This window comes from Cellulomonas olei, assembly GCF_039548315.1.
Classification (GTDB): Bacteria; Actinomycetota; Actinomycetes; order Actinomycetales; family Cellulomonadaceae; genus Cellulomonas.
In genome coordinates, this window is record NZ_JBCLVN010000024.1 from 76,822 (window position 1) to 102,460 (window position 25,639).

At 75.7% G+C, this 25,639-nt stretch carries 18 protein-coding genes and 2 rRNA genes; 6 read left to right on the forward strand and 14 right to left on the reverse strand.

Going from position 1 to position 25,639, the window contains the following annotated elements; all coding sequences use genetic code 11:
• Positions 1-54: 54 nt before the first annotated feature.
• The 9 genes from AAHH18_RS09285 to AAHH18_RS09325 form a co-directional block, all read right to left on the reverse strand.
• Positions 55-1,296: a GNAT family N-acetyltransferase gene (locus tag AAHH18_RS09285; protein ID WP_343301410.1), complete on the reverse strand. Its 1,242-nt coding sequence runs from the start codon at positions 1,294-1,296 to the stop codon at positions 55-57.
• Complete coding sequence (gene ligA / locus AAHH18_RS09290) at positions 1,293-3,794, reverse strand: NAD-dependent DNA ligase LigA (protein WP_459349107.1); 2,502 nt, start codon at positions 3,792-3,794, stop codon at positions 1,293-1,295. The genes AAHH18_RS09285 and ligA overlap by 4 nt, the downstream gene beginning before the upstream one ends.
• Complete coding sequence (locus AAHH18_RS09295) at positions 3,794-4,168, reverse strand: DUF6907 domain-containing protein (RefSeq protein ID WP_283320985.1); 375 nt, start codon at positions 4,166-4,168, stop codon at positions 3,794-3,796. Before AAHH18_RS09295 ends, ligA begins: the two co-directional genes overlap by 1 nt.
• A 114-nt stretch (positions 4,169-4,282) precedes the next feature.
• Entirely contained in the window at positions 4,283-4,504 is a 222-nt protein-coding gene (locus tag AAHH18_RS09300; protein ID WP_283320986.1) for a helix-turn-helix transcriptional regulator, read from the reverse strand.
• 254 nt (positions 4,505-4,758) lie between these two features.
• Positions 4,759-4,983: a helix-turn-helix domain-containing protein gene (locus AAHH18_RS09305; RefSeq protein WP_222171732.1), complete on the reverse strand. Its 225-nt coding sequence runs from the start codon at positions 4,981-4,983 to the stop codon at positions 4,759-4,761.
• 243 nt (positions 4,984-5,226) lie between these two features.
• Positions 5,227-5,607: a hypothetical protein gene (locus tag AAHH18_RS09310; protein WP_343301411.1), complete on the reverse strand. Its 381-nt coding sequence runs from the start codon at positions 5,605-5,607 to the stop codon at positions 5,227-5,229.
• Positions 5,604-6,641, reverse strand: a complete 1,038-nt coding sequence (locus AAHH18_RS09315) for a uroporphyrinogen decarboxylase/cobalamine-independent methonine synthase family protein (protein ID WP_343301412.1) — start codon at positions 6,639-6,641, stop codon at positions 5,604-5,606. Before AAHH18_RS09315 ends, AAHH18_RS09310 begins: the two co-directional genes overlap by 4 nt.
• Positions 6,638-7,765: a tRNA 2-thiouridine(34) synthase MnmA gene (mnmA, locus tag AAHH18_RS09320; RefSeq protein ID WP_343301413.1), complete on the reverse strand. Its 1,128-nt coding sequence runs from the start codon at positions 7,763-7,765 to the stop codon at positions 6,638-6,640. Before mnmA ends, AAHH18_RS09315 begins: the two co-directional genes overlap by 4 nt.
• Positions 7,765-8,961 (reverse strand): cysteine desulfurase family protein, encoded by a 1,197-nt coding sequence (locus tag AAHH18_RS09325; RefSeq protein WP_343301414.1) that lies wholly within the window; start codon positions 8,959-8,961, stop codon positions 7,765-7,767. Before AAHH18_RS09325 ends, mnmA begins: the two co-directional genes overlap by 1 nt.
• A 38-nt stretch (positions 8,962-8,999) precedes the next feature.
• Here AAHH18_RS09325 and AAHH18_RS09330 point away from each other — a divergent pair, with 38 nt between their 5' ends.
• Positions 9,000-9,992 carry a phosphotransferase family protein gene (locus tag AAHH18_RS09330; protein WP_343301415.1) on the forward strand — a complete coding sequence of 331 codons (993 nt, stop codon included), beginning with the start codon at positions 9,000-9,002 and terminating at the stop codon, positions 9,990-9,992.
• A gap of 10 nt (positions 9,993-10,002) precedes the next feature.
• Here the strand turns inward: AAHH18_RS09330 and AAHH18_RS09335 are convergent, their stop codons facing one another.
• Complete coding sequence (locus tag AAHH18_RS09335; RefSeq protein WP_283320992.1) at positions 10,003-10,995, reverse strand: electron transfer flavoprotein subunit alpha/FixB family protein; 993 nt, start codon at positions 10,993-10,995, stop codon at positions 10,003-10,005.
• Positions 10,995-11,819, reverse strand: coding sequence for an electron transfer flavoprotein subunit beta/FixA family protein (locus AAHH18_RS09340; protein ID WP_283320993.1), 825 nt, complete (start codon positions 11,817-11,819; stop codon positions 10,995-10,997). The genes AAHH18_RS09335 and AAHH18_RS09340 overlap by 1 nt, the downstream gene beginning before the upstream one ends.
• Positions 11,820-11,945: 126 nt before the next feature.
• Here AAHH18_RS09340 and glgX point away from each other — a divergent pair, with 126 nt between their 5' ends.
• On the forward strand, positions 11,946-14,162 hold the full coding sequence (gene glgX, locus AAHH18_RS09345) for a glycogen debranching protein GlgX (RefSeq protein WP_283320994.1): 2,217 nt from the start codon (positions 11,946-11,948) through the stop codon (positions 14,160-14,162).
• Between the two features lie 64 nt (positions 14,163-14,226).
• On the opposite strand, the gene glgP is transcribed toward glgX, so the two are convergent.
• On the reverse strand, positions 14,227-16,806 hold the full coding sequence (glgP, locus tag AAHH18_RS09350; protein WP_283320995.1) for an alpha-glucan family phosphorylase: 2,580 nt from the start codon (positions 16,804-16,806) through the stop codon (positions 14,227-14,229).
• A 306-nt stretch (positions 16,807-17,112) separates the two neighbouring features.
• On the opposite strand from glgP, the gene AAHH18_RS09355 reads away from it, so the two are divergent.
• From AAHH18_RS09355 to glgB, 4 genes are all read left to right on the forward strand, one after another.
• Positions 17,113-19,122 carry an alpha-1,4-glucan--maltose-1-phosphate maltosyltransferase gene (locus tag AAHH18_RS09355; RefSeq protein WP_343301419.1) on the forward strand — a complete coding sequence of 670 codons (2,010 nt, stop codon included), beginning with the start codon at positions 17,113-17,115 and terminating at the stop codon, positions 19,120-19,122.
• A gap of 137 nt (positions 19,123-19,259) precedes the next feature.
• Positions 19,260-20,930 (forward strand): maltose alpha-D-glucosyltransferase, encoded by a 1,671-nt coding sequence (gene treS / locus AAHH18_RS09360; protein WP_343301420.1) that lies wholly within the window; start codon positions 19,260-19,262, stop codon positions 20,928-20,930.
• Positions 20,931-20,941: 11 nt separating this feature from the next.
• Entirely contained in the window at positions 20,942-22,315 is a 1,374-nt protein-coding gene (locus AAHH18_RS09365; protein ID WP_343301416.1) for a maltokinase N-terminal cap-like domain-containing protein, read from the forward strand.
• A 67-nt stretch (positions 22,316-22,382) separates the two neighbouring features.
• A complete protein-coding gene (glgB, locus tag AAHH18_RS09370) occupies positions 22,383-24,569 on the forward strand; it encodes a 1,4-alpha-glucan branching protein GlgB (protein WP_283320997.1) in 2,187 nt (728 codons plus the stop codon).
• Positions 24,570-25,253: 684 nt separating this feature from the next.
• On the opposite strand, the gene rrf is transcribed toward glgB, so the two are convergent.
• Both rrf and AAHH18_RS09380 read right to left on the reverse strand, forming a co-directional pair.
• A 5S ribosomal RNA gene (gene rrf / locus AAHH18_RS09375) occupies positions 25,254-25,370 on the reverse strand.
• 102 nt (positions 25,371-25,472) lie between these two features.
• Positions 25,473-25,639 (reverse strand): 23S ribosomal RNA (locus AAHH18_RS09380); the annotation flags it as partial.

Consider the following 25,639-nt stretch of genomic DNA (forward strand, 5'->3'; position numbering starts at 1 on the left):
CCGCCGCGCGCCGCCCCGCGCCCGCGCCGCCCCGCGCCCACGTCCCGCCGCGCGTCAGCGCTGCCAGTAGGCGTACCGCTCGGCGGGTCGGAACCCCTCGGCGGCGTAGAGGTCCGCCGCTCCGGCGTTGCTCACCTCCACCTGCAGGAACGCCCGCCGGGCTCCCGCGCCGGCCGCCGCGGCCAGTGCCGCCCGGGTGAGCAGCCGCCCGATGCCCCGACGTCTCGCCTCCGGCGCCACCACCAGGCAGGACAGGCCCACCCAGTCCTCGGCGAACGCCGCCCGCAGCACCCCCAGCGTCCTGCGGTCCTCCCCCACCGCCGCGAGGTAGCGCGCCGGCGTCGCGGCCAGCACCTGCCGGGCGGTGGTCGCGTCGGCGGTCGCGCCACCCGCCTTCACCCCGAGCCAGCCGTCCAGCCACGGGCCGTCGACGTGCTCGGAGACCACCACCCGCACGCCCGGGTGGGGCGGCACCGGGGGCGGGAGCTCGACGTCGCGCACCAGCACGTCCGTGGCGGCGACCGGCGCGTAGCCACGCGAACCCAGCGTCTCCTCCAGGCCCGCGGGCGCCGCCGCGCAGACGCGCACGACCGTCGGCAGGCCGACCGCGTCGTAGCGGGCCTCCACCGCGTCGAGCGTGGCGCCGAGGTCCGCAGGCCGGCCCAGCGGCAGGACGCTGTTGGCGCGCCGCGTGAAGCCGCCGGAGAACCCGAGCCGCCAGCCCTCGACGGTCTCCACGGTCGCCGGCACCCACGTCGCGGACTCGACCATCACCCCCGGCGCGGCGGGCGGTGTCCACGTCAGGACGTGCAGGGCGACTCCCTCGTGGCCCCAGTCGCGCGCTGGGGCGGCCACGAAGCCGAGCCGTTCGTACAGCCGTCGCGCCGTCACCATCGGCTCGAGCGTCGAGAGCACGACGCCCCGGGCCCGCCGGGCGACCGCCTCACGCAGCGCGGCGGTCGTGAGCCGCTCCGCCACGCCCCGGCGTCTGGCCTCCGGCGCGACCGCGAGCATCCGCAGCTCCAGCTCGCCCGGCTCGGCGACCTCCGCGTACGAGGTCCCGGCGGGCGCGAGCGTGACCGTCCCGACCACGACGTCCTGGGCGCCGCCCGCACCCGGGACGGTCGCGACCAGCAGGACCGCCTCCCGCGCGCGCCGGCCGGCGTCACGCAGCTCCGTCGCGTAGCCACCGTCGTCGTCGAGCAGGCCGTCGGCGTGGTACGCCTCCGCGGTCAGGGCGCCGGCCTGGTCCAGGTCCTCCGGGCGGGCGACGCGCACCCGCACCCCGCCGGTCACGCGTCGTCCGACGCGTCCGCCGGGGTCCCCGGGGGTTCCGCTCCCGGGGGCGCGTCGGCGCCGCCAGAGCCGTCGGCGTCGTCGGCGCCCGGCAGGCCCGCGGGTCCCTCGGCCAGCAGCGTGACGAACCCGGCCTCGTCGAGGATGCGCAGACCGAGCTCACGCGCCTTCGCCTCCTTCGACCCCGCGTTGTCCCCCACGACGACGAAGTCCGTCTTCTTGGAGACGCTGCCCGACGCCTTGCCGCCGCGGCTGAGCACGGCCTCCTTCGCCTGGTCCCGGCTGAACCCCTCGAGGCTGCCCGTGACGACGACCGTGAGCCCCTCGAGGGTGCGCGGGACCGACGCGTCCGCCTGGTCGGCCATGACGACACCGGCCGCCCGCCACCGCCGCACGATCTCGGCGTGCCAGTCCTCGGCGAACCAGTCGACGATCGAGTCCGCGATGGTCGGGCCGACGCCCTCGACCGCCGACAGCGTCTCGCGCGCCTGCTCGGCGTCGGCGAGCGCCTCCTCGAGCGCGGCCATCGACCCGAACCGCTGCGCGATCGCGCGCGCAGCCGTCGGACCGACGTTGCGGATGCTCAGCCCGACGAGCACGCGCCAGAACGGCTTGGTCTTGGCGGCGTCCAGCTCGTCCAGCAGCTTCTTGGCCTGCTCGGACGGCACGTCCTCGTGCTCCGGCAGCACCTCCCCGCGCGCCTCGGCCTCGCGCCGGGCCCGCGCGCTGTGCGTCACCCGGCGCCGGAACGGGGTGCGACGACGCACGACGCCGTCGTCGTCGACCCGCGGCTCGCCGGAGTCGGGGTCGCGCACGACCACCTCGACCTGCTTCAGCAGGGCGAAGCTGCGCTCGCGCACCCGTTCGCGCTCGGTCTCCGTGGCATCCGCGGGCCAGGCCACGAGGTCGAAGAGGTCCGCCTCGTTCACGACCGGCGGCGGCGAGGGGACCTCGGGCTGGGTGAGGGCGGCCGCGGTGACCTCGCCGAGCGCCTCGATGTCGAGGGCACCGCGCGAGCCGATGTGCTCGACGCGGCCGCGTACCTGCGCCGGGCAGGTGCGGGCGTTCGGGCAGCGCAGGTCGACGTCCCCCTCCCGCATCGGACGCAGGAGCGAGCCGCACTCGGGGCACCGCGTCGGCATCGTCCAGTCGGTCCGCGGGTACCCGTCGTCCGCGAGCGCGGTCACCGGCCCGACGATCTCGGGGATGACGTCGCCGGCCTTGCGCAGCACGACCACGTCCCCGGGCCGGACGCCCTTCGCGGCGACGACGTCCTTGTTGTGCAGCGTCGCCATCGCGACCGTCGAGCCGGACACGCGGACCGGCTCCATCACCGCGTAGGGCGTGACGCGGCCGGTGCGGCCGACGTTCACCTCGATCGCGAGCAGGCGGGTGTTGACCTCCTCCGGCGGGTACTTGTAGGCGATCGCCCAGCGCGGGGCGCGGCTGGTCGCGCCGAGCCGGCGCTGGAGCGCGAGCTCGTCGACCTTGATGACGATGCCGTCGATCTCGTGCTCGACCTCGTGCCGGTGCTCGCCGTAGTGGTCGATCATCTCCTGCACGCCGGCCAGGCCCTCGACCACCCGGCTGTGCGGCGACACCGGGACGCCCCACCCCGCCAGCAGGTCGTACACCTGCGACTGCCGCTCGAGGCCCGCACCCCTGCCCGTCCCCCACCGCAGGGCGCCGATGCCGTGCGCGTACACCTGCAGCGGCCGGGACGCCGTCACCCGGGGGTCCTTCTGACGCAACGACCCCGCGGCGGCGTTGCGGGGGTTCGCGAACGGGGAGCGGCCGGCCGCGACCTGCGCCGCGTTGAGCCGCTCGAACGCCTCGACGGGCAGGAACACCTCGCCGCGCACCTCGATCTGCTCGGGGTGCGTGGCGGGGTCGCCCGCGAGGGTCTCCGGGATCGCGGCGATGGTGCGGACGTTGAGCGTGACGTCCTCACCGGTGCGCCCGTCGCCGCGCGTCGCCGCCCGCACGAGCCGGGCCGGGCCGTCGCCGGCCCGCTCGTAGAGCAGCGCGATCGCGAGGCCGTCGATCTTGAGCTCCGTCAGGTACTGCAGCCCCGCGTCCGCCGGGATCTCGAGGTCGCGGTGCACGCGCTCGGCCCACGCCGCGACGTCCTCCGCCGAGAACGCGTTGTCGAGCGACAGCATCCGCTCGACGTGGTCGACCGCCCGGAAGTCCGTCGAGAAGGTTCCCCCGACGCGCTGCGTCGGGGAGTCCGGCGTGCGCAAGCCGAGACCCTGGTAGGCGTCCTCGAGCGCCTCGAGGCGCCGCAGGGTCGCGTCGTACTCCGCGTCGCTGGCCAGGGGCTCGTCACGCACGTAGTAGGCGAACTGCAGGTCGCGGACCCGGTCGGCCAGCTCGGACCAGAGGCGGCGGGCCGCCGGCTCGTCCAGGCCGGTGTCGTCGGGCGTCGTCGTCTCGGCTCGTGTCGCGTCCACCGGCACATCATGCCTCCCGGTGCCGACACGCACGCGGGCGGGCATCAGGCCCTCGCGAGGTCGAGGAGTCGGTCCAGCGCCGGCACCAGCCGGTGCCAGGACTCGACCGTCAGCTCGAGGACCTGGTCCGTCCCGTCGCCCGCGTAGAGCCACGTCGTGGGCGCCCCGTCACGCCGGTGGAGGCACACCGCCAGGTCCGTCGTCGCGGTGCGCTCCCCGTGCCCGTCGTCCGGGTCGAGCTCGCCGAACAGCGGAGGGGACTCGTCACCTCCGGCCCGCAGCTCGCGCACCGGCACGGACAGCGAGGCGCTCGCGTGCCGGCGCGTCGCGCCCTCGTCGTCGTCCTCGTGCAGCACCACGCACCACGGCGGGCAGCCGCCCGCCACCGTCCTGCCGGGCCTGTCCTGCGTCGTTCCCACGGCTCCTCCTCCGCTCGTGTCGCGAGGGGTCCGGGACTGCTCCCCCGCGGGTGGTGTCCACCATGGGCGGGGGTACTGACACGGGAGGCCGGTCGTCCACAGGGGACGTCCGGATCACCGCCCGGCGGGGTCCAGCAGGTCGCGCACGTCCACGGCGAGCCGGTCCGCGAGCCGCTCGACGGTCCGCAGGGTGAGGTTGCGCTCGCCCCGCTCGACCGCGCCCAGGTACGTGCGGTGCACGCCGAGCGCGTCGGCGAGCGCCTCCTGGCTCAGACCACGCTCCGCCCGCACGCGACGGACCTGCTCACCCACGACACGCTGCAGCTCGCCTTCCACCCGACCACGGTCCGGGTCTCGCTACTTCTGCGTCTACAGACTCATGAGTAGCACACGGGAGGTCGGGCGGCACCACCCTGGACCGCCGGGACGCACAGTCCGTGGGAGGACGGGGGCGCGGGCGGCGGTCGCGGCCGATGCGAGGCCGGGCACGGGGGCAGTGGCAGCCGGCGAGAGACCGGTGTCGGCCGGCCCGTGCCCGGTGCAGGACCGGGCCCGAGGGCGGCGCCAGTCCCGGCGAACCGGCCCCGGGGTCAGCGAGGAGCCGGGTCGCGGAGCAGCTCGGACGGCACGACACCGAGCCCGGCGGCGAGCCGCTCGACCGTGCGGAGCGTGAGGTTGCGCTCGCCCCGCTCGACGGCGCCCATGTACGTGCGGTGCACGTCCAGCTCGACGGCGAGCGCCTCCTGGCTCACGCCCCGCTGGGACCGGATCCTGCGGACGTTGCGTCCGACCACGCGCTGCAGCTCGCCTTCCACCCGACCGACGCTCCCGGGGGCACCCGCCGCCCGTCCACACACCGATGCGTAGCGCCCGCACGATCCCGCCCACCCCTGGTCCCCGCGCACCCCCACGCCGCTCCCGTCGGAGGCTCCCACGAGGGGACGGAGGGCTCCGCAGACCACCTCGACGGCACGCGGGCACCACCGATCCACGTGCGGAGCCTCCGACGGGAGGGCACGCACGGCCGCCGGGCAGGCGGGCGGCACGCACCTCGCCCGTCAGGCGGGCGGCACGCCCCGCCGCCGGCGTGCCAGCGCCACGCCGGCGGTCCCGAGCACCAGCGTCACCCCCACCGCCGTCGCCACGACCGCCGCGGTCACCGCGGGGGCCGAGCCCTCCGCCAGCACGGTCTCCTGCTGGCGCCCGCCGACGGTCCAGGTGCACGCGGAGCGCGGCGGCAGCAGCGACGTGGTGATCTCGGCGCCGTCCTCGCCGGCGGTGGCCGCGGCGACGCACGACCCCTCGTCCGCGAGCCCCGTCCGCAGCGTCCCGGTGACGAGCGCGATCCCCTGCACCAGCAGCACGACGAGGCCGACGACCGCCAGCGCCGCCCCGCCCGCGAGGAGCGCGGCCCTCGCCGTGCTCGTGCGGCGCCTCACGACTCGGCCCGCTCGGCGACGACGGCGGCGGCCCGCGCCACGGCGGCGAGCGTCGCCCGCGCGGCCGCGGGGTGGACGACGGCCTCGCGGCCCGGCACGGCCGGCCCGGCGGGGGCGAGCAGCACGACGTCGCGCAGCCCGGCGCGGTCGAGCCCGACCCGCTGCCAGCCGTGCAGCACCGCGTCCGCGACGCCCTGCACGTCGGGCCCGGCGCACTGCGACGTCGCGGGCTGCGGGACGCCCGCCCACAGGGACACGCCGGCCTCGACGTTCTCGGCGACGGCCTCCCACGACCGGTCGTCGAGGGCGGTCGTCTCGATCCCCAGGCCGTCCGCCCCCGCGCCGCGCGCCGCCCCGAGCACCGCCGCGCCGGGGCCGACGTGCACGACGACGCGGTCGGCGCCGGCCGCGCGCAGGACCCCCACGACGCGGGACAGCCGCTCGGAGACCACCGGCGCGGGCACCGCACGCAGCCGGGAGTACCCGGAGAACGACGGCAGGACCCCGGCGACCACGGGGGCGAGCAGCGGCTCGTGCAGCAGCACCGTGGGTCGCGCGCCGGGGACGGCCCGCACCACCGCCGCGAGGTGCTCCGCCGTGCCGGCGGCGAGCGACTCGGCGATCTCCTCGAGGGCGCCGTGGTCGCCGACCGCCCGGTCGCCGCGCGCGAGGTAGACGGAGGCCGCCAGCGTGAGCGGTCCGCACACGGGGACGACCAGCGGGCCGGACCAGCCGTGGGCGGCGACCGCGAGCGCGTCGAGGTCCTCACGGCGGGCGGCGGCGAGCCGGGTCGCGTCGGCCCCGGGACGGTCGGCGAGCCGCCAGCCGTGCGGCCCGAGGTCGGCGGGCAGGTCGACCAGCAGCCCGAGCGCCTGCGCGGCCGCGGTCCCGTAGGGCCCCCGCTCGCCGAGCCGCACGGTCCACGGCAGGCCCGTGACGCCGTCCGGCAGGTCCGCGAGGTCGCCGAGGACGGTCTGCTGCGCCTCGAGGGGGTCGGTCCCGGGCCACGCACCGGTGCTGCTGACCGCCGTCACGCGCGCCCCCCGGCCGGGACCGCGCGTGCCGGGACCGCGCGGTGCGCCCGGTCGACGGTCGCCTGCCCGAGCACCCGGTCGCCGTCCGCGCCGCCGTAGAGCACCGCGGACTGCCCGGGCGCGACACCGCGCAGCGTCCCCTCGACCTGCACCTGCGCGCCCCCGTCCACCGCCCGCACCCGCGCGGGCACACCCTCGCCGTGCGCGCGGACCTGCAGCGTGCACGCCGTCCACGCCGCGGGGGCGTCGCCGAACCAGACCGCGTCGACCGCGTCGAGCGCGGCGACGGACAGGTCCTCGGCCCCGCCGACGACCACGCGGTTGCTCACCGGCTCGATCGCCAGGACGTACCGCGGCCGGCCGTCGGGGGCGGGCCGCCCGAGCCGCAGTCCCTTGCGCTGGCCGACCGTGTACCCGTACGCCCCGTCGTGCTGCCCGAGCACGGCACCGTCCACGTCGACGACCTCCCCAGGGCGCGACCCGAGCCGGGACCGCAGGAACCCCTGGGTGTCGCCGTCCGCGACGAAGCAGATGTCGTAGGAGTCGGGCTTGGCCGACATGCCCAGGCCGCGCGCGGCCGCCTCGGCGCGCACCGCGTCCTTCGACGGCGCGTCCCCGAGCGGGAACAGCGCGCGGGACAGGCGCTGCGGCCCCATGACGGCCAGCACGTACGACTGGTCCTTCGCCCGGTCGGCCGCGCGCCGCAGCACCGGCGTGCCGTCCCCGTCACGCTCCGCGCGGGCGTAGTGGCCGGTGCAGACCGCGTCGAAGCCGAGCGCGAGCGCCTTGTCGAGCAGCGCGTCGAACTTGATGTGCTCGTTGCACCGCACGCACGGGTTCGGCGTCCGCCCGGCCTCGTACTCGGCGAGGAAGTCCGCCACGACCGTGTCCTCGAACCGCTCGGACAGGTCCCACACGTAGTACGGGATGCCCAGGACGTCGGCGGCGCGCCGGGCGTCGCCCGCGTCCTCGATCGAGCAGCAGCCGCGCGATCCGCTGCGCAGCTGCGCGCGGTCACGGGAGAGCGCCATGTGGACGCCGACGACCTCGTGGCCGGCGTCGACCGCGCGCGCCGCGGCCACCGCCGAGTCCACACCGCCGGAGAGCGCGGCGAGCACCCGCATCAGGCGACCCCCGCCCGCGGCCGGCCCGCCAGGCCCGCGGCCTGCGCCCGCTCGACCGCGCCCGGCAGCGCCGCGAGCAGCGCGTCCACGTCGGCGCGGGTCGACGGCCACCCGAGGCTGAACCGCAGGGCCCCGCGGGCGTCGCCCTCCTCCAGGCCCATCGCCAGCAGGACGTGGCTCGGCTGCGGCACGCCGGCCTGGCACGCCGAGCCGGTGGAGCACTCGACGCCCGCGCTGTCGAGCAGGTAGAGCAGCGAGTCGCCCTCGCAGCCCGGGAAGGTGAAGTGCGCGTTCGCGGGCAGCCGTCCGGCGGCGTCGACCGGACCGCGCAGCACCGCGCCGGGCACGGCCTCGCGCACACCGGCGACGAGCGCGTCGCGCAGCGCTCCGAGACGCGCGGCCGTCTCCGGCCGCGCGGCCACCGCGCGCTCCACCGCGACCGCGAACGCGGCGATGGCGGGGACGTCGAGCGACCCGGACCGCACGCCGCGCTCCTGCCCGCCGCCGTGCAGCACCGGCACGAGACCCAGGTCCCGGCGGGCGAGCAGGGCGCCGACGCCCACCGGGCCCCCGACCTTGTGACCCGAGACGGTCAGGGCGTCGAGGCCCGACGCCGCGAAGTCCACCGGCACCTGGCCGACGGCCTGCACGGCGTCCGCGTGCACCGGCACGCCGTGGGCGTGCGCCAGCGCGACCACGTCGGCGAGCGGCTGCAGCGTCCCGACCTCGTTGTTCGCCCACATCACCGAGACCAGCGCGGTCGCGTCGCCGTGCTCGGCGAGATCGTCGCGCAGCACGTCGAGCCGCACGCGTCCCTCGTCGTCCACGGGCAGCAGCACGATCTCCGCACCCGCGTGCTCGGCGAGCCAGAACGCGGGGTCGAGCACCGCGTGGTGCTCCACGGCCGACACCAGCACCCGACGCCGCGCGGGGTCCTGCGCGGTGCGCGCCCAGAACACCCCCTTGACGGCGAGGTTGTCCGCCTCGGTGCCGCCACCTGTCAGCAGCACCTCGCTCGGCCGGGCCCCCAGGGCCGCGGCGAGGCGCTCGCGGGACTCCTCGACGACGCGGCGCGCCGCCCGCCCGGCGGCGTGCAGCGACGACGGGTTGCCGGTGCGGGACAGGTGCTCGACCAGGACGGCGGCCGCCTCCGGGAGCACGGGCGTCGTGGCCGCGTGGTCCAGATACGCGCTCACCCGCACGAGTCTACGAACCCCTTTGGCAGGATGTGCGCGTGAGTCACGACGCGACGACGCCTCCACTGGCCTTCAGCGGCCAGCGCCTGGACTGGCGCGACCTCCCCCGGGGGGTCCGCAGCCGCATCCAGGAGCTCGCCGGCGCCCAGGTCACCGCCGAGACCAGTGCGACCACCGGCTTCAGCCCGGGGTTCGCCGCGGTGCTGGAGCTGGCCGACGGCCGGGGGGTGTTCGTCAAGGCGGTCTCGCCCGAGCAGAACCCCGAGTCGCCGGAGCTGGCGCGGGCGGAGGTGCGGGCCGCCGCCGCGCTGCCGCCGCACGTCCCCGCGCCCCGGCTGCTGTGGTCCGGCGACGACGGCGAGTGGGTGCTGCTGGGCTTCGAGGTCGCGCCGGGGCGGCCGCCGCTGCTGCCGTGGCGGTCCGACGAGCTCGAGGTCGTGCTGCGGGCGCTCGACACGCTGGCGGAGTGCGAGCCGCTGCCGGGTCACGAGCTGCGCCCGACCGCCGAGATGCTCGCGGGCGACTTCACCGGCTGGGAGCGGATCGCCGAGCGCCCGGCGGACGAGCTGGACCGGCTCGTCGCGACGGCCGGCGAGGCGGGGCCGTGGCTGCTCGGGCACCTGGACCTGCTCGTCGCGTGGGAGCGGGACGCCCTGGCGGCGTGCGCCGGGAGCGCCCTGGTGCACGGCGACCTGCGCGCGGACAACGTCCTGGTCGACCACGACCACGACGGCGGACGGGTCTCGCTCATCGACTGGCCGCACGCCGGCACGGGGGCACCGTGGCTGGACCTGGCGTTCATGCTCCCGAGCGTCGCGATGCAGGGCGGCGGGTCGCCCCAGGAGATCTTCTGGTCGCGCCCCGTGGCGGCCGGGGTCGACCCGGAGCGGCTGCGCGCCGTGGTCGCCGGGCTGTCCGGCTACTTCGCGCACTCCGCGCTCCAGCCGGCCCCGGTCGGCATCCCCAACCTGCGGCGGTTCCAGGGCGCCCAGGCCCGCGCGGCCGTGGAGTGGCTGCGCGCGCTGGCGTAGGCCCCCGGCCTCAGCCCCGGCGGAGCCGGCGCAGCTCCTCGGTGAGCTGCGGCACCACCTGGAACAGGTCCCCGACGACGCCGTAGTCGGCGATCTCGAAGATCGGCGCCTCCGGGTCCTCGTTGACGGCCACGACCGTGCCGGACGCCTGCATGCCGCCGCGGTGGTGGACGGCTCCGGACACCCCGAAGCCGAGGTACAGCCGCGGGGAGACCGTGACGCCGGTCTGCCCGATCTGCGCCTCGTGCCCGATCCAGCCCTCGTCCGTGGCGACGCGCGTGGCGCCGACCGCCGCGCCGACCTCGTCCGCCAGCGCCTCCAGCGGGCCGAAGTCCCCGCCCGTCCCCCGCCCGCCCACGACGACGACGTCCGCGGACGACAGGTCGGGGCGGTCGGAGGGTGCCTGCGCGGTGCGCTCGACGACGCGCACGCGGGTGGCGCGGTCGGTCACCGCCACGCTGCGGGGGCGGACCTCGGGCGCGAGCGGCGCCTCGTCCTCGACGTGCGAGGAGACGACCGCGCCGGCCTTGAGCAGCACGACGGCCACCTCGGTGAGCACGGCGCAGCGCGTCGTCCACGTCCCGGCCAGCACGGTCTTCGCCGCGACGACGCGACCGGCGGCGTCCCGCTCGACCGCCGCGGCGTCCGTCACGACGCCCGCTCCGGTCGCGAGGGCGACGCGGGCGGCGGCCTCCTTGTTCTCGAACGTCGAGAGCGCGAGCAGCACCGTCGCGCCGGCCGCTCGGACGACGTCCGCGACGGCCTCGGCGAGCACAGGCGTGAGCAGCGGGTCGGCGTCGCCCGTGGTGACGGCGTGCACCACCGACACCCCGTGCCGGCCGAGCACCGGCAGGGCGGGGTCGAGCGGCTCGTCCCCGACCCACACGCCGTGCACGGCCCCGCCCGGGCCGGCGAGCTCCCGCGCCGCCGTCGCGAGCTCCAGCACGCTGCCCCGCAGCGCGCCCGTGTCCGCGTGGTCGAGCAGCACCAGCACCGTGGCCATCAGAGGACCTCCCCCGTCGCGGGCGTCGTGCGGACCAGGTCGCGCTCCAGCAGCCAGGCGGCCAGGTGCCGGCCGGCCTCGCCGTCGTCCGTCACCAGGACGCGGTCCGTGCGGGGCGGCCGGGGCGCGGCCTCGACGACCTCCGTGCGGGCGCCGGCGGACCCGACCGTCGCGGGGTCGACCCCCAGGTCGGCGAGGGTCAGCACCGTCACCGGCTTCTTGCGGGCGGCCATGATCGCCTGGAAGTTCGGGTAGCGGGGCTCGTTCGCCCGGTCGGTGACCGACACCAGCGCCGGCAGGGGCGCCTCGAGCACCTCCGTGGCGTGGTCCAGGTCCCGGCGCACCGTGACGGTGCCGTCCGCGAGCGCCACCGACGACGCGAGCGTGAGCTGCGGGAGGTCCAGCAGGTCCGCCAGCGCTGCCGGCAGCAGCGAGGTGAGACCGTCGAGGCCCGCCATGCCGGTGACGACCAGGTCGGCCTCCCCGAGGTGACGGACGGCCGCGGCCAGCACGGTCGCGGTGCCGATCGCGTCCGACCCGGCGACCGCGTCGTCCAGGACGTGCACCGCGGCGTCCGCCCCGAGCTGGAGGCCGCGTCGCACGGCGTCCTCGGCGTCGTCCGGGCCGGCGGTCACGACGACGACCTCGGCGTCCCCGCCGGCGTCGCGCGCCTGCTCCGCCAGGACGACGGCGGCCTCGACCGCGTTCTCGTCCAGCTCGTTCAGCGTGCCGTCACCGCCGTCGCGCACGAGCCGGCCGTCGGGGCCGAGGGCTCGCTCGGACTGGATGTCGGGCACGTGCTTGACGCACACCACGATTCTCACCTCCGGAACGTTACCCGCCCGGCGCGGGCCGCGGCGCAGGGGCACGGCCCGCGGCGACGGCGCCCGCGCGGCCACCTCACCCGGCGGCTGCGCAGGTCCGCGGCCCGGGCGCGCCACAATGGGGACGTGGTGCACTCCCCCGACCGCCCGACAGCCGGCCCGCCGCCGCGTCTCGGCGTGCACGTCACGGACGACGGCGCCGACGTGGCGGTGCTCGCACCCCACGCCGAGGCGGTGGAGCTCTGCCTCCTCGACCCCGACCCGTCGTCGCCGTCGGGCTGGGCGGAGCGGCGCGTCCCCCTGACGGGCCCGGACCTCGGCGTCTTCTCCGCCCGGGTGCCCGGCCTGCGTCCCGGGCAGCGCTACGGCCTGCGCGCGCACGGTCCGTGGGACCCGGAGGCGGGGCTCCGGTACAACCCCGCGAAGCTGCTGGTGGACCCGTACGCCACCGGGCTGGCCGGGGAGGTCGACCACGGCCCGGCCACGTACGGCCACGAGGTCGACGACGCCCTGCGCGGCGACCCGTACGGCCCCGCCGACCCCCGCGACTCCGTCGCCCACGTCCCGCACGGCGTCGTGCTGGACCGCCGGCCCGGCCACCGCGGGGCCGGCGACGCCGTCGACCCGGCGGCCAACCGCCCGTACACGCCGTGGGCGGACACCGTGGTCTACGAGGCGCACGTGCGCGGGCTGACGCTGCGGCACCCGGACCTGCCGCCGCACCTGCGCGGCACGTACGCCGCGCTCGGGCACCCGGCGGTCGTGGGGCACCTGCGGGCGCTCGGCGTCACGGCGCTGGAGCTGCTGCCGGTGCACGCGTCCTCCTCCGAGCCGCACCTGGTCGACAAGGGCCTGACGAACTACTGGGGCTACAGCACGCTGGGCTTCTTCGCCCCGCACGCCCCGTACGCCACCGCCGCGGCGCGGGCGGCGGGTCCCGCCGCGGTGCTCGACGAGCTGCGCGGCGCCGTGCACGCCCTGCACGAGGCGGGCATCGAGGTGCTGCTCGACGTCGTGTACAACCACACCTGCGAGGGCGGGCTCACCGGCCAGCACCTGTCGCTGCGCGGCCTGGACTCCGCGGTCTACTACCTGCACGACGGCGGCCGGCCGGCGGCCCTGGCGGACGTGACGGGCACCGGCAACACGCTCGACTTCCGCCGCCCCGAGGTGATCCGGCTGACGCTGGACTCGCTGCGGTACTGGGCGCAGGAGGTCGGGGTCGACGGCTTCCGGTTCGACCTGGCGGTCACGCTCGGTCGCGGGCACGGCGGCTTCGACCCGGACCACCCGTTCCTCGTGGCGGCCGCCACCGACCCGGCGCTGCACGGCCTCAAGCTCGTCGCCGAGCCCTGGGACGTCGGCCCCGGCGGCTGGCGCACCGGGCAGTTCCCGCCGCCTTTCGCCGAGTGGAACGACAAGTTCCGCAACTCCGTGCGCTCGTTCTGGCTCGCGGACCCGGCGCGCGCCGCGCACGGCCTGCCGGAGCACCGGGTGCGGGACCTCGCCACGCGGCTCGCGGGCTCCGTCGACCTGTTCGGCCACACCGACCCGCCGCTGGTGCGCGGGCCGCAGGCGTCGGTCAACTACGTGACCGCCCACGACGGCTTCACGCTCGCCGACCTCGTCGCCTACGAGCACAAGCACAACGAGGCGAACGGCGAGCAGAACCGCGACGGCTCGGACGACAACCGGTCGTGGAACCACGGGGTCGAGGGCCGCGTCGGCCCCGACTCCGTGGCCTCCGACATCGTGCCGCTGCGCCGGCGCTCGCTGCGCAACCTGCTGGCGACGCTGCTGCTCGCCGCGGGGACGCCGATGATCACCGCGGGCGACGAGATGGGCCGGACGCAGCGCGGCAACAACAACGCGTACTGCCAGGACTCGGACCTGTCCTGGGTGTCCTGGGACCTCGCCCCCTGGCGACGCGACCTCCTGGCGACCGCGCGCCACCTGACGGCGCTGCGGCACGCGCACCCGGCGCTGCGCAGCACCCGGTTCTTCACCGGGCGGGCACCCTCGGGCGCCCGCCCGGACCTCACGTGGTTCGACCCGGGCGGGGTGGCGTTCACCCACGAGCGGTGGCACGACGGCGACCTGCGCACGCTGCAGATGCTGCGGGCGGCGGAGGGCGACACCGTGCTCGTGGTGGTGAACGGCTCGCTCGACCCGGTCGACGTGGTGCTCGCCGACGACCGGCCCACGCTGTGGGAGCTCGCCTGGGACTCGACCTGGGAGCACCCCGACGAGGTCCGGACCGCCGCGGTCGACGGCGTCCTGCACCGCGAGTCGGGGACGCGGGTGGTCGTCGAGCCGCTCAGCCTGCGGGTCTACGTGGCCTGACGCCCGGGGAGCCCCCCGCCCGGTCCTGCGGGCGGGGGCTCCTCGGCGGTGCGGGCCGGTCGCGTCAGCCGGCGTTCGCGACCAGGCCGACCTCGGCGACGGACGCGAGGCCCGGGTGCCGCGGGACGACGCGCACGCTGTACCCGAACGGGCCGGACGCGTCGAGCAGCACGTCGCCCGCGAACGCGTACCGCCCGCCCTCGTACCTCTCCGCGAGCGCGAGCGGGTCGACCGTGAAGCCGTGCAGCTCGTCCGACTCCGTGACCTTGCCGTGCACGACCTGCACCTCGACGTCCTCGGGCGCGAGGTCGCCGAGCGACACGTACGCCTTGACGTGCAGGGCGTCGCCGACCTGCGGCACCTCGCCGACGCCGCCGGACTCGACGTGGTCGACGCGGACGTGCTGCCAGCCGGCCCGCACGCGGCCCTTCCAGGCGGCCAGCTCGCGGGCCCCCGTGAACGCGGCGTCGCCGGCGAGCTCGCGCCCGGCCACCGTCGCCGGGGCGTAGAGGCGCTCGACGTAGTCCGCCACCATGCGCGTCGCCTGGACCTTCGGGCCGAGCGTGGCGAGCGTGTGCCGGACCATCTCCAGCCAGCGCAGCGGCAGCCCCCGCTCGTCCCGGTCGTAGAACCGCGGCGCCACCTGGTGCTCGATGAGCTCGTACAGGGCGGCGGCCTCGAGGTCGTCGCGGCGGTCCGGGTCCTCGACGCCGTCGGCCGTCGGGATCGCCCAGCCGTTCTCGCCGTCGTACCACTCGTCCCACCACCCGTCGAGGATGGACAGGTTGAGGCCGCCGTTGAGCGCCGCCTTCATGCCGGAGGTGCCGCACGCCTCGAGCGGGCGCAGCGGGTTGTTCAGCCACACGTCGCAGCCCGGGTACAGCGTCTGCGCCATCGCGATGTCGTAGTTCGGCAGGAACACGATGCGGTGGCGGACGCCGGCCTCGTCGGCGAACCGGACGAGCTGCTGGATGAGGCGCTTGCCCTGGTCGTCGGCGGGGTGCGACTTGCCGGCGATGACGAGCTGCACCGGGCGCTCCGGGTGCGTGAGCAGGGCGCGCAGCCGCTCGGGGTCGCGCAGCATGAGCGTGAGGCGCTTGTACGTCGGCACGCGCCGCGCGAACCCGATGGTCAGCACGTCGGGCGACAGCACGTCGTCGACCCAGCCCAGCTCGGCCGGGGACGCGCCCCGCCGGGCCCACGACCCGCGCACCCGGCGCCGGGCGTCCGCGACCAGCGAGGCCCGCAGCGTGCGCCGCAGCTCCCACAGCTCGGCGTCGCCGATCGCGTCGGTGAGCCACCCGGTGCCCGACGCGATCTCGTCGCCGGTGAGCCTCTCGGCCGCGAGGTCGGACAGCCGGCGGTCCACCCAGGTCGGCGCGTGGACGCCGTTGGTCACGGAGGTGATCGGCACCTCCACGTCGTCGAAGCCCGGCCACAGGCCGTTGAACATGCCGCGGGAGACCTCGCCGTGCAGCAGCGAGACGCCGTTGGCGCGCCCGCCGAGGCGCAGGCCCATCACGGCCATGTTGAACATGAGCGGGTCGCCGCCGGGGTAGTCCTCGGCGCCCAGCGCCAGCACCCGCTCCACCGGGACGCCCGGCGCCTCGTTCGCCCCGCCGAAGTACTGCTCCACGAGGGACGCCTGGAACCGGTCGATCCCGGCGGGCACGGGGGTGTGCGTGGTGAACACGGTGGCGGCCCGCACGGCCTCCAGCGCCTCGTCGAAGCCCAGGCCAGCGCCGCCGACGAGCTCCCGGATCCGCTCGACCCCGAGGAACCCGGCGTGCCCCTCGTTGGTGTGGTAGACCTCCGGCTCCGGAGCGCCGGTCAGCCGGGACCACAGCCGCAGCGCGCGCACGCCGCCGACGCCGAGCAGCAGCTCCTGCTGCAGCCGGTGCTCGCCGCCCCCGCCGTACAGCCGGTCGGTGACCTTGCGAGCGGCCTCGTCGTTCTCGGGCACGTCGGAGTCGAGCAGCAGCAGCGGCACCCGGCCGACGGTCGCCGTCCAGACGTGCGCGTGCAGCGTCCGGCCGCCCGGCAGCGGGATGGTGACGACGGCGGGCGTGCCGTCGTGCTCGCGCACCAGGGTCAGCGGCATGCCGTCCGGGTCGAGCAGCGGGTAGGTCTCGACCTGCCAGCCGTCGCGCGTCAGCGCCTGCTTGAAGTAGCCCGCGCCGTACAGCAGGCCCACCCCGACGATCGGCACGCCCAGGTCGGACGCGCTCTTCAGGTGGTCCCCGGCGAGGATGCCGAGACCGCCCGAGTACTGCGGCAGCACCGCGGTGATGCCGAACTCCGGCGAGAAGTAGGCGATGGCCGCGGGCAGCGAGGGGTCGGAGGCCTGGCGGCGCTGGTACCAGCGCGGCGCCTCGAGGTACTCGTGCAGGTCCGCCGTGGCGGCGCGGACGGCCGCCACCACGTCCGGGTCCGCGGCGAGCTCCGCGAGCCGCTCGGGACGCAGCGCGCCGAGCAGGGCCACGGGGTCCCCGTGCACCTCGTCCCAGAGCGCCGGGTCGATGCGGGCGAACAGGTCGCGGGTCGGCGCGTGCCAGGACCAGCGCAGGTTGTGGGCGAGCTCGTCCAGGTCGGCGAGCTCGGCAGGCAGCGACGTGCGGACGGTGAATCGGCGGATGGCTCTCACGGTGCACGAGCGTACGCAGGGGCGGGGCCGTCGGAACAGCACCTCGGTCCCACCAGCTGCGGATGGCGGCACGTCGGGCCGTCCGGATGCCGGGCGGCCACCCCAGTGGATAGGTTCGGAACCGTGACGTCGACTCCCCCGCCGCGCCGGCCCGCGCCGCGCCGCGCCCGCGCGCGCCAGACCCCCGCCCAGGCCGAGCTGGTGCCCGCCGAGCAGCCCGGGACCGCGGCGCACGCCGCCCCGGCGACCGCCACCACCGCGGCGGCCCACGCCGCGCCGGCGGCCCCGGTCACGACGGCCGACCCGGTGCACGCGCCGGTGGGTCGGATCCCCGTCGTCGACGTGTCCCCCGTCGCGGAGGCCGGGCGCTGGCCCGCGAAGGCCGTCGTCGGCGAGGCCGTCCCCGTCCGGGCCACGGTGTTCCGCGAGGGCCACGACGCGTGCGCGGCCACCGCCGTGCTGGTCGGGCCCGACGGCCGGGACCGCGCACGGGCGACGATGGTCGACATCGCCCCGGGGCTGGACCGCTACGAGGCCCGCCTCGTGCCCGACGAGCCGGGCGCCTGGGGGTTCCGGGTCGAGGGCTGGTCGGACCCGTACGGCACGTGGCTGCACGACGCGCCGCTGAAGGTCGGCGCCGGCGTGGACGTCGAGCTGGTGCTCGAGGAGGGCGCGCGGCTGCTGGAGCGCGCGGCGTCCCGGGCGTCCGACGACGCGGGCGCCGCGCTCCCCACGGACGACGTGGCGCTGCTGCGGGACGCCGTGACCGCGCTGCGCGACGAGACCCGGCCCGCGGCGGCCCGGCTCGCCGCGGGGACCGCGCAGGAGGTCCGGTCCGCGCTCGCCGCCCACCCGCTGCGCGAGCTCGTGAGCCCGTCCCCGACCTACCCGCTCGTCGTCGACCGCCCCCTGGCGCTGGCCGGCGCGTGGTACGAGATCTTCCCCCGCTCGATCGGCGCGACGTACGACGAGGCGACCGGGACGTGGAGCACGGGGACGCTGCGCACCGCCGCGGAGGACCTGCCGCGCATCGCCGACCTGGGCTTCGACGTCGTGTACCTGACGCCGATCCACCCGATCGGCACGACGCACCGCAAGGGCCGCAACAACACCCTCGACGCGCGCCCGGGCGATCCCGGCTCGCCGTACGCGATCGGCTCCCCGGACGGCGGGCACGACGCGATCGACCCCTCGCTCGGCACGTTCGACGACTTCGACGCCTTCGTCGCCCGCGCCCGGGAGCTGGGGCTGGAGGTCGCGCTCGACCTCGCGCTGCAGTGCTCCCCCGACCACCCGTGGGTCACCGAGCACCCCGAGTGGTTCACCACGCGCATCGACGGGACCATCGCGTACGCCGAGAACCCGCCCAAGAAGTACCAGGACATCTACCCCCTGAACTTCGACAACGACCCGGAGGGCATCTACGCCGAGATCCGCCGGGTGCTGCAGGTCTGGATCGACCACGGGGTGACGGCGTTCCGCGTGGACAACCCGCACACCAAGCCGCTGTCGTTCTGGCAGCGGATCCTCGCGGACGTGCGCGCGTCGCACCCGGAGGTCGTGTTCCTGTCGGAGGCGTTCACGCGGCCGGCGATGATGCTCAACCTCGCGCGCGTCGGGTTCCACCAGTCGTACACGTACTTCACCTGGCGGAACACCAAGGAGGAGGTCGCCGAGTACCTCGCGGAGGTCTCCGGCGAGCAGGGATCGTGGATGCGGCCGTCGTTCTGGCCCACCACGCACGACATCCTCACGCCGTACATGCAGACGGGCGGCGCGGCCGGGTTCGCCGTGCGGGCGGTCCTCGCGGCGCTCGGCTCCCCCACCTGGGGCATCTACTCCGGCTACGAGCTGGTCGAGGACGTGCCGCGGCCGGGCGTCGAGGAGCAGATCGACAACGAGAAGTACGAGTTCAAGCCCCGTGACTGGGCCGCGGCCGAGCCGCTCGGCATCGCGCGCCTGCTGCGGTCCCTCAACGCGATCCGCCGCGCGCACCCCGCGCTGCTGCAGCTGCGCAACCTCACGGTGCACCCGACGTCGGACCCGGCGCTCGTCGCGTTCTCGCGGCACCTGCCGGCGGAGCTGTCGCCGACGGGGGCGGCCGACACCGTCCTGGTCGTCGTGAACCTCGACCCGCGCTCCGCGCACGACGGCGTGGTGGACCTCGACCTGGCCGCGCTCGGCCTCGAGCCGGACGCGCGCTTCGTCGCCCACGACGTGCTGTCCCAGGAGGTCTACGCCTGGGACGCCCACCCGTGGGTCCGGCTCGACCCGTACAGCCGCGTGGCGCACGTCGTCCGGGTGGAGCGGGTGTGACCCCGGCCGGGCCGACCGGGGCCGTCCCCACGGCGGTCGCCGCCACCGGGTCCGCGACGCCCGGGCCGACCGCCGGCCACGCGCCGCCCACCGGGCAGATCGCCGCGACCGCGCTGCCCCCGCGCCGTCAGCCCGCCGTGCCGCCCACGGAGGGCGGCGGCCTGCGACCCGACCCCGAGTGGTACCGCACCGCGGTGTTCTACGAGGTCATGATCCGGTCGTTCTCCGACTCCGACGGCACGGGCAGCGGGGACCTGCGCGGGCTCATCCAGCGGCTCGACTACCTGCAGTGGCTCGGCGTCGACTGCCTGTGGCTGCCGCCGTTCTACCCGTCACCGCTGCGCGACGGCGGCTACGACGTGTCCGACTACACCGCGGTCGCCCCGCAGTACGGCTCGATCGAGGACTTCACGGACCTGGTCGCGGCGGCGCACGAGCGCGGGATGCGGGTGATCGTCGACCTCGTCATGAACCACTCGTCCGACCAGCACCCGTGGTTCCAGGCCTCGCGCTCCGACCCGGACGGGCCCTACGGCGACTTCTACGTCTGGTCCGACGACCCCACCCGGTACCAGGACGCGCGGATCATCTTCGTCGACACCGAGACGTCCAACTGGACGTTCGACCCCGTGCGGCGGCAGTACTTCTGGCACCGGTTCTTCAGCCACCAGCCCGACCTGAACTTCGACAACCCGCGTGTGGTCGAGGCCATGCACGACGTCGCGCGGTTCTGGCTGCGGCTCGGCGTGGACGGGTTCCGGCTCGACGCGGTCCCGTACCTGTACGAGCGGGACGGCACGAACTGCGAGAACCTGCCCGAGACGCACCGGTTCCTGCGGGACCTGCGCGCGATGATCGACCGCGAGTTCCCCGGCCGGATCATGCTCGCCGAGGCCAACCAGTGGCCCGAGGACGTCGTGCACTACTTCGGCACCGAGGAGGAGCCGGAGTGCCACATGTGCTTCCACTTCCCGGTGATGCCCCGGATCTTCTACTCGATGCGGGACCAGCGGGCGACGCCCGTCGTCGACATCCTGGCCGACACCCCGCCGATCCCCGGCGCCGGCCAGTGGAGCACGTTCCTGCGCAACCACGACGAGCTCACGCTCGAGATGGTCTCCACCGAGGAGCGCGCGTCCATGTACGGCTGGTACGCCCCGGACTCCCGGATGCGCGCCAACATCGGCATCCGCCGCCGCCTGGCGCCGCTGCTCGACGACTCCCGCAAGGAGATCGAGCTCGCGCACGCCCTGCTGCTGTCCCTGCCGGGCAGCCCGTGCCTCTACTACGGCGACGAGATCGGCATGGGCGACAACATCTGGCTGCCCGACCGCGACGCCGTGCGCACGCCGATGCAGTGGACGCCCGACCGCAACTCCGGCTTCTCGACGGCCGACCCCGGCAAGCTGTACCTGCCGGTCATCCAGTCGCTCGTCCACCACTACAACAACGTCAACGTCGAGGCGCAGCTCGCGCAGACGACGTCGCTGCTGCACTGGGTCCGGGGCATGCTGGCCGTCCGCCGGCAGCACCCCGCCCTGGGCCTCGGGACGTTCGAGGTGGTGGGCGGCGACAACGACGCCGTCCTGGCGTTCCTGCGCCGCACGCCGACCGAGACCCTGCTGGTCGTGGCGAACCTCGCCGCGACCGCCCGGGCCACGACCCTGCACCTGCCCGCGTCGCTCGCCGGCGCGGGGCTGCGCGACGTCTTCGGGGGCGCCGCGTTCCCCGGCGTCGGCGCGGACGGGACCACGACCTTCACGCTCGGATCCCGCGACTTCTACTGGCTGGCGGTGACGGAGCAGTGACCGACCGACGGGTGACCCACGAACCCCGCGACGACGCGCTGGCCGCACTGCTCGCGCCCTGGCTGCCGGGGCGGCGCTGGTTCCCCGTGAAGGGGGCGGACGCGCGGGTGTCGGCGGTCGGCGGGCTGAGCCTGCGCGACCCCGAGGACGCCGCCGGGAGCGTCGAGGTGCGGCTGCTGCTGCTGCGCGCCGAGGGCGGCGGCTCGGGCGCGGTGCTGCAGGTGCCGGTGGTGCTGCGGCCCGGCACGGCGGCCGGCGACGGCCCCGGGCGCCCGGACGGCCGAGGGGACGACCCCGCCGTGGTGGGGCACCTGCCGGACGGCACGGCCGTGCTCGACGCCGCGGGGCTGCCCGAGTTCGAGCGCGCGTGGCTCGCCGCGGCCGACCGGCCGGCGGACGTCGACGCGGTGCCGGCGGCGGCACTCGGGGTGCCGCGCGTCATCTCCGGCGAGCAGTCCAACACCTCGGTGATCCTGCCCGGCGCCGGTCCGGGCGGCACCACCGCCATGCTCAAGGTGTTCCGCGGGCTGTCCGACGGCGACAACCCGGACGTCGACGTGCCGCGCGCCCTCGCGGCCTCGGGCTGGCCGCACGTGCCCCGCCCCCTCGCCTGGATGGGCGCCGAGTGGCAGGACGGCGACCGCACGGCGCACGGGCACCTGGGGGTGCTCAGTGCGTTCGTGCCCGGCGCGACGGACGGCTTCGAGCTCGCGTGCGCGATGGCGCGGCGCGGCGAGTCGTTCGGACCGCTCGCCGAGGAGCTCGGCGTGGTGGTCGGCCAGATGCACCGTGCGCTCGCCCGGGCGCTGCCCGCCCCGGCCCCGGACCTGGACGCCGCCACGGCCGGTGCCGCCGCCACGGCCGGGGCCGCCGTCGCGGACGCCCTCGTCGAGCGCTACGGCTGGGCGCGCGGCGTCGTGCCGCAGCTGGACGCGTTCGAGACGCAGGTCGAGGCGCTCGCCGGGCGCACCCGGCTGCTGGCCGAGGTGCCGCCGCGGCAGCGCGTCCACGGCGACCTGCACCTCGGGCAGGTGCTGCGGGGCGACGGCACCTGGTACGTGCTCGACTTCGAGGGCGAGCCGCTCGCCCCCGTCGCCCAGCGCACCCGCCCCGACCTGGCGCTGCGGGACGCCGCCGGCATGCTCCGGTCGTTCGACTACGCCGCCGCCGTCGGGGGCGGGCCGCAGGCGTGGACGGAGGTCGCGCGCACCGCGTTCCTCGCGGGCTACTCGAGCCAGACGCAGGACCTCGACCCCGGCACGCGCGCGCACCTGCTGCGCGTCCTCGAGCTCGACAAGGCGCTCTACGAGGCCGTGTACGAGGCCCGAAACCGCCCCGACTGGCTGCCGATCCCGCTGCACGCCGTCGAGCGGCTCATCGGCTGACGACGGCGCGTCCCCGCGGGCACGAGGTCTCCCTGCGGGAACGCCCCGGGGGTGGTTGGGTAGGCACATGGAACGTCCGGCTGCTGACACGTCGCCCGTCACCGTCGACCCCGGCACGCTGCACGCCGTGGCCTCCGGGACCCACCACGACCCGCACGCCGTGCTCGGCGCGCACCTCACGCCGAGCGGCCTGGTGGTGCGGACGCTGCGCCCGCTCGCCGACGCCGTCGTCGTCGTCACCGCGACGGGCAGCACGCCCGCCGAGCACGAGCAGGACGGCATCTGGGTGGCGGTGCTGCCGGAGTCCGACGTCGTCGACTACCGCGTCGACGTGACCTACGGCGACCGCACCACGCGCGTCGACGACCCGTACCGCTACCTGCCGACCGTCCAGGAGCTCGACCGCCACCTCATCCGCGAGGGCCGGCACGAGCAGCTGTGGACCGTCCTCGGCGCGAACGTGCACCGCTACCCCGGCGCGCTGGGCGACGTGGAGGGCACCGCCTTCGCCGTCTGGGCGCCGAACGCGCGCGCCGTCCGCGTCATCGGCGACTTCAACCACTGGCAGGGCGCCACGCACGCGATGCGCTCGCTCGGTGAGTCCGGCGTGTGGGAGATCTTCGTGCCGGGCGTCGGAGCGGGCGCGCGCTACAAGTTCGAGATCCTCGGCGCCGACGGCGGCTGGCGGCAGAAGGCCGACCCGCTCGCCAAGGGCACGGAGGTCCCGCCCGCGACCGCCTCCGTCGTCGTCGAGTCGGCGTTCGCCTGGCGCGACGAGGACTGGCTGGGCGCCCGGGGCTCCCGCGACCCGCACAACGGGCCCATGAGCATCTACGAGGTGCACCTGGGCTCGTGGCGGCAGGGCCTGTCGTACCGCGACCTCGCCGCCCAGCTCACCGAGTACGTGCTGGAGCTCGGCTTCACCCACGTCGAGTTCCTCCCGGTGTCCGAGCACCCGTTCGGAGGCTCCTGGGGCTACCAGGTGTCCTCCTACTACGCCCCCACCTCCCGCTTCGGCCACCCCGACGACTTCCGGTACCTCGTCGACACGCTGCACCGCGCCGGCGTCGGCGTGATCCTCGACTGGGTGCCCGCCCACTTCCCCAAGGACGAGTGGGCGCTCGCGCGCTTCGACGGCACACCCCTGTACGAGCACCCCGACCCGATGCGCGGCGAGCAGCCCGACTGGGGCACCTACGTCTTCGACTTCGGACGCAACGAGGTCCGCAACTTCCTCGTCGCCAACGCCACGTACTGGCTCGAGGAGTTCCACGTCGACGGCCTGCGGGTCGACGCCGTCGCCTCCATGCTCTACCTCGACTACTCCCGCGAGCCCGGCCAGTGGCGCCCGAACGTGCACGGCGGCCGCGAGAACCTCGAGGCCATCGCGTTCCTCCAGGAGGCCAACGCCACCGCCTACCGCCGCACCCCCGGGGTCGTCATGATCGCCGAGGAGTCCACCGCGTGGCCCGGCGTCACCACGCCCACGTCCGGCGGTGGGCTCGGGTTCGGCCTGAAGTGGAACATGGGCTGGATGAACGACACGCTCCGCTACCTCGCCGAGCTGCCGATCAACCGTCGCTACCACCACCACGAGGCGACGTTCTCGCTCGTGTATGCGTTCTCCGAGCAGTTCGTCCTGCCGATCAGCCACGACGAGGTGGTGCACGGCAAGGGCTCCGTCATGCGCAAGATGCCCGGTGACGACTGGCAGCAGCGCGCCGGCGTCCGCGCCCTCCTGGGCTACCAGTGGTCCCACCCCGGCAAGCAGCTCGTGTTCATGGGCACCGAGTTCGCGCAGGGCACCGAGTGGGCCGAGTCGCGCTCGCTCGACTGGTACCTGCTCGACCACGCTCCGCACCGCGGCGTCCAGGCGTGCGTGCGGGACCTCAACGCGTTCTACCGGTCCCACCCGGCGATGTGGGCGCTCGACCACTCCCCGCAGGGGTTCGAGTGGATCGACGCCAACGACGCGGACCGCAACGTGCTGGCCTACCTGCGCCGCGACGACCGCGGCGGCGTCGTCGCCGTCGTCGTGAACTTCGCCGGCGTCCCGCACGAGGACTACCGCCTCGCGCTGCCCCAGGGCGGCACGTGGGTCGAGGCCATCAACACCGACGCCGAGGAGTACGGCGGCTCCGGGGTGGGCAACCTCGGGCAGGTGCAGGCGCGTCCGGAACCGCACCACGGGCGGGCGTTCTCGGCGACCCTGCGGGTCCCGCCGCTCGGGGTGCTCTACCTCGTCCCCGCCTGAACCGCCGGCGCCCCTGGGCCGGCTGACCGACCCCACGCGGGCCCGAGCCGCGACAAGCACTCCGTAGGACGCAGCGGAATCAGCTCGCGCGACCGCGCCCACGCCCACGCCAGCATCCCCCTGCCTGCGATCAGTGCGAGCCTGTCCGGCAACAGGCCCGGCCAGCGTCCACCGCAGGACCCCGCGCTCGCGAGCCGGGGCCGCCCGTCGAGGTTGCTGCAACTGCGGGGTTGCGAGTCGTGAACCCCACGACAACTGCAATGTCGAGACGGCACGTGCGAGGACCGCGAGCGATCCGCCGGGCGCGCCGGACTTGCGACGCGGGAGTGCGGAGCTGCTGGCTCGAGCGGACCACAGTGCCCACTACCGGACCTGCCGGGTCCAGACGGACCTGCGCGCCCAGGACGAGCCGATGGGCGACGGCGCAGACCTGCGCACGACCGAGGGACCCTGGGCACTCAATCGGACATGCCGGCGCGAGCGGACCTGAGAGCGACAACGGTCCTGCGTGTGACGGACCGGCCTGCGGGCTCTCGCCGTGCGGTGCGTGCGCGGATCAGGAACGCGCGGTCCCACGATTGCGCGCGGGTGCGCGTGCGTTCGCGTCGCCTCACGCGGGCGTTCATGTCGGGTGGGGAAACAGAAGAAGCCACCCCAGCGATGGGGTGGCTTCTTCTGAATGATGTCCGGCGGCGTCCTACTCTCCCACACCCTGGCGAGTGCAGTACCATCGGCGCTGAAGGGCTTAGCTTCCGGGTTCGGAATGGGACCGGGCGTTTCCCCTTCGCTATGACCGCCGTAACTCTGTCGAACTGTCAACACGGGACACCCCACCGGCAAGACCCGGGTGGGTGCGTGTTCGTGGTTCGAGAACCGCACAGTGGACGCGTAGCACAAGTATGAGTGGTGAAGTTGTCGGCTTATTAGTACCGGTCAGCTGCGAGGGTCTTGCGTCCCCTCTTCCACATCCGGCCTATCTACCCGGTGGTCTAGCCGGGAGCCTCTCAGGTCCGAAGACCCGTGGAAACCTCATCTTGAAGCAGGCTTCCCGCTTAGATGCTTTCAGCGGT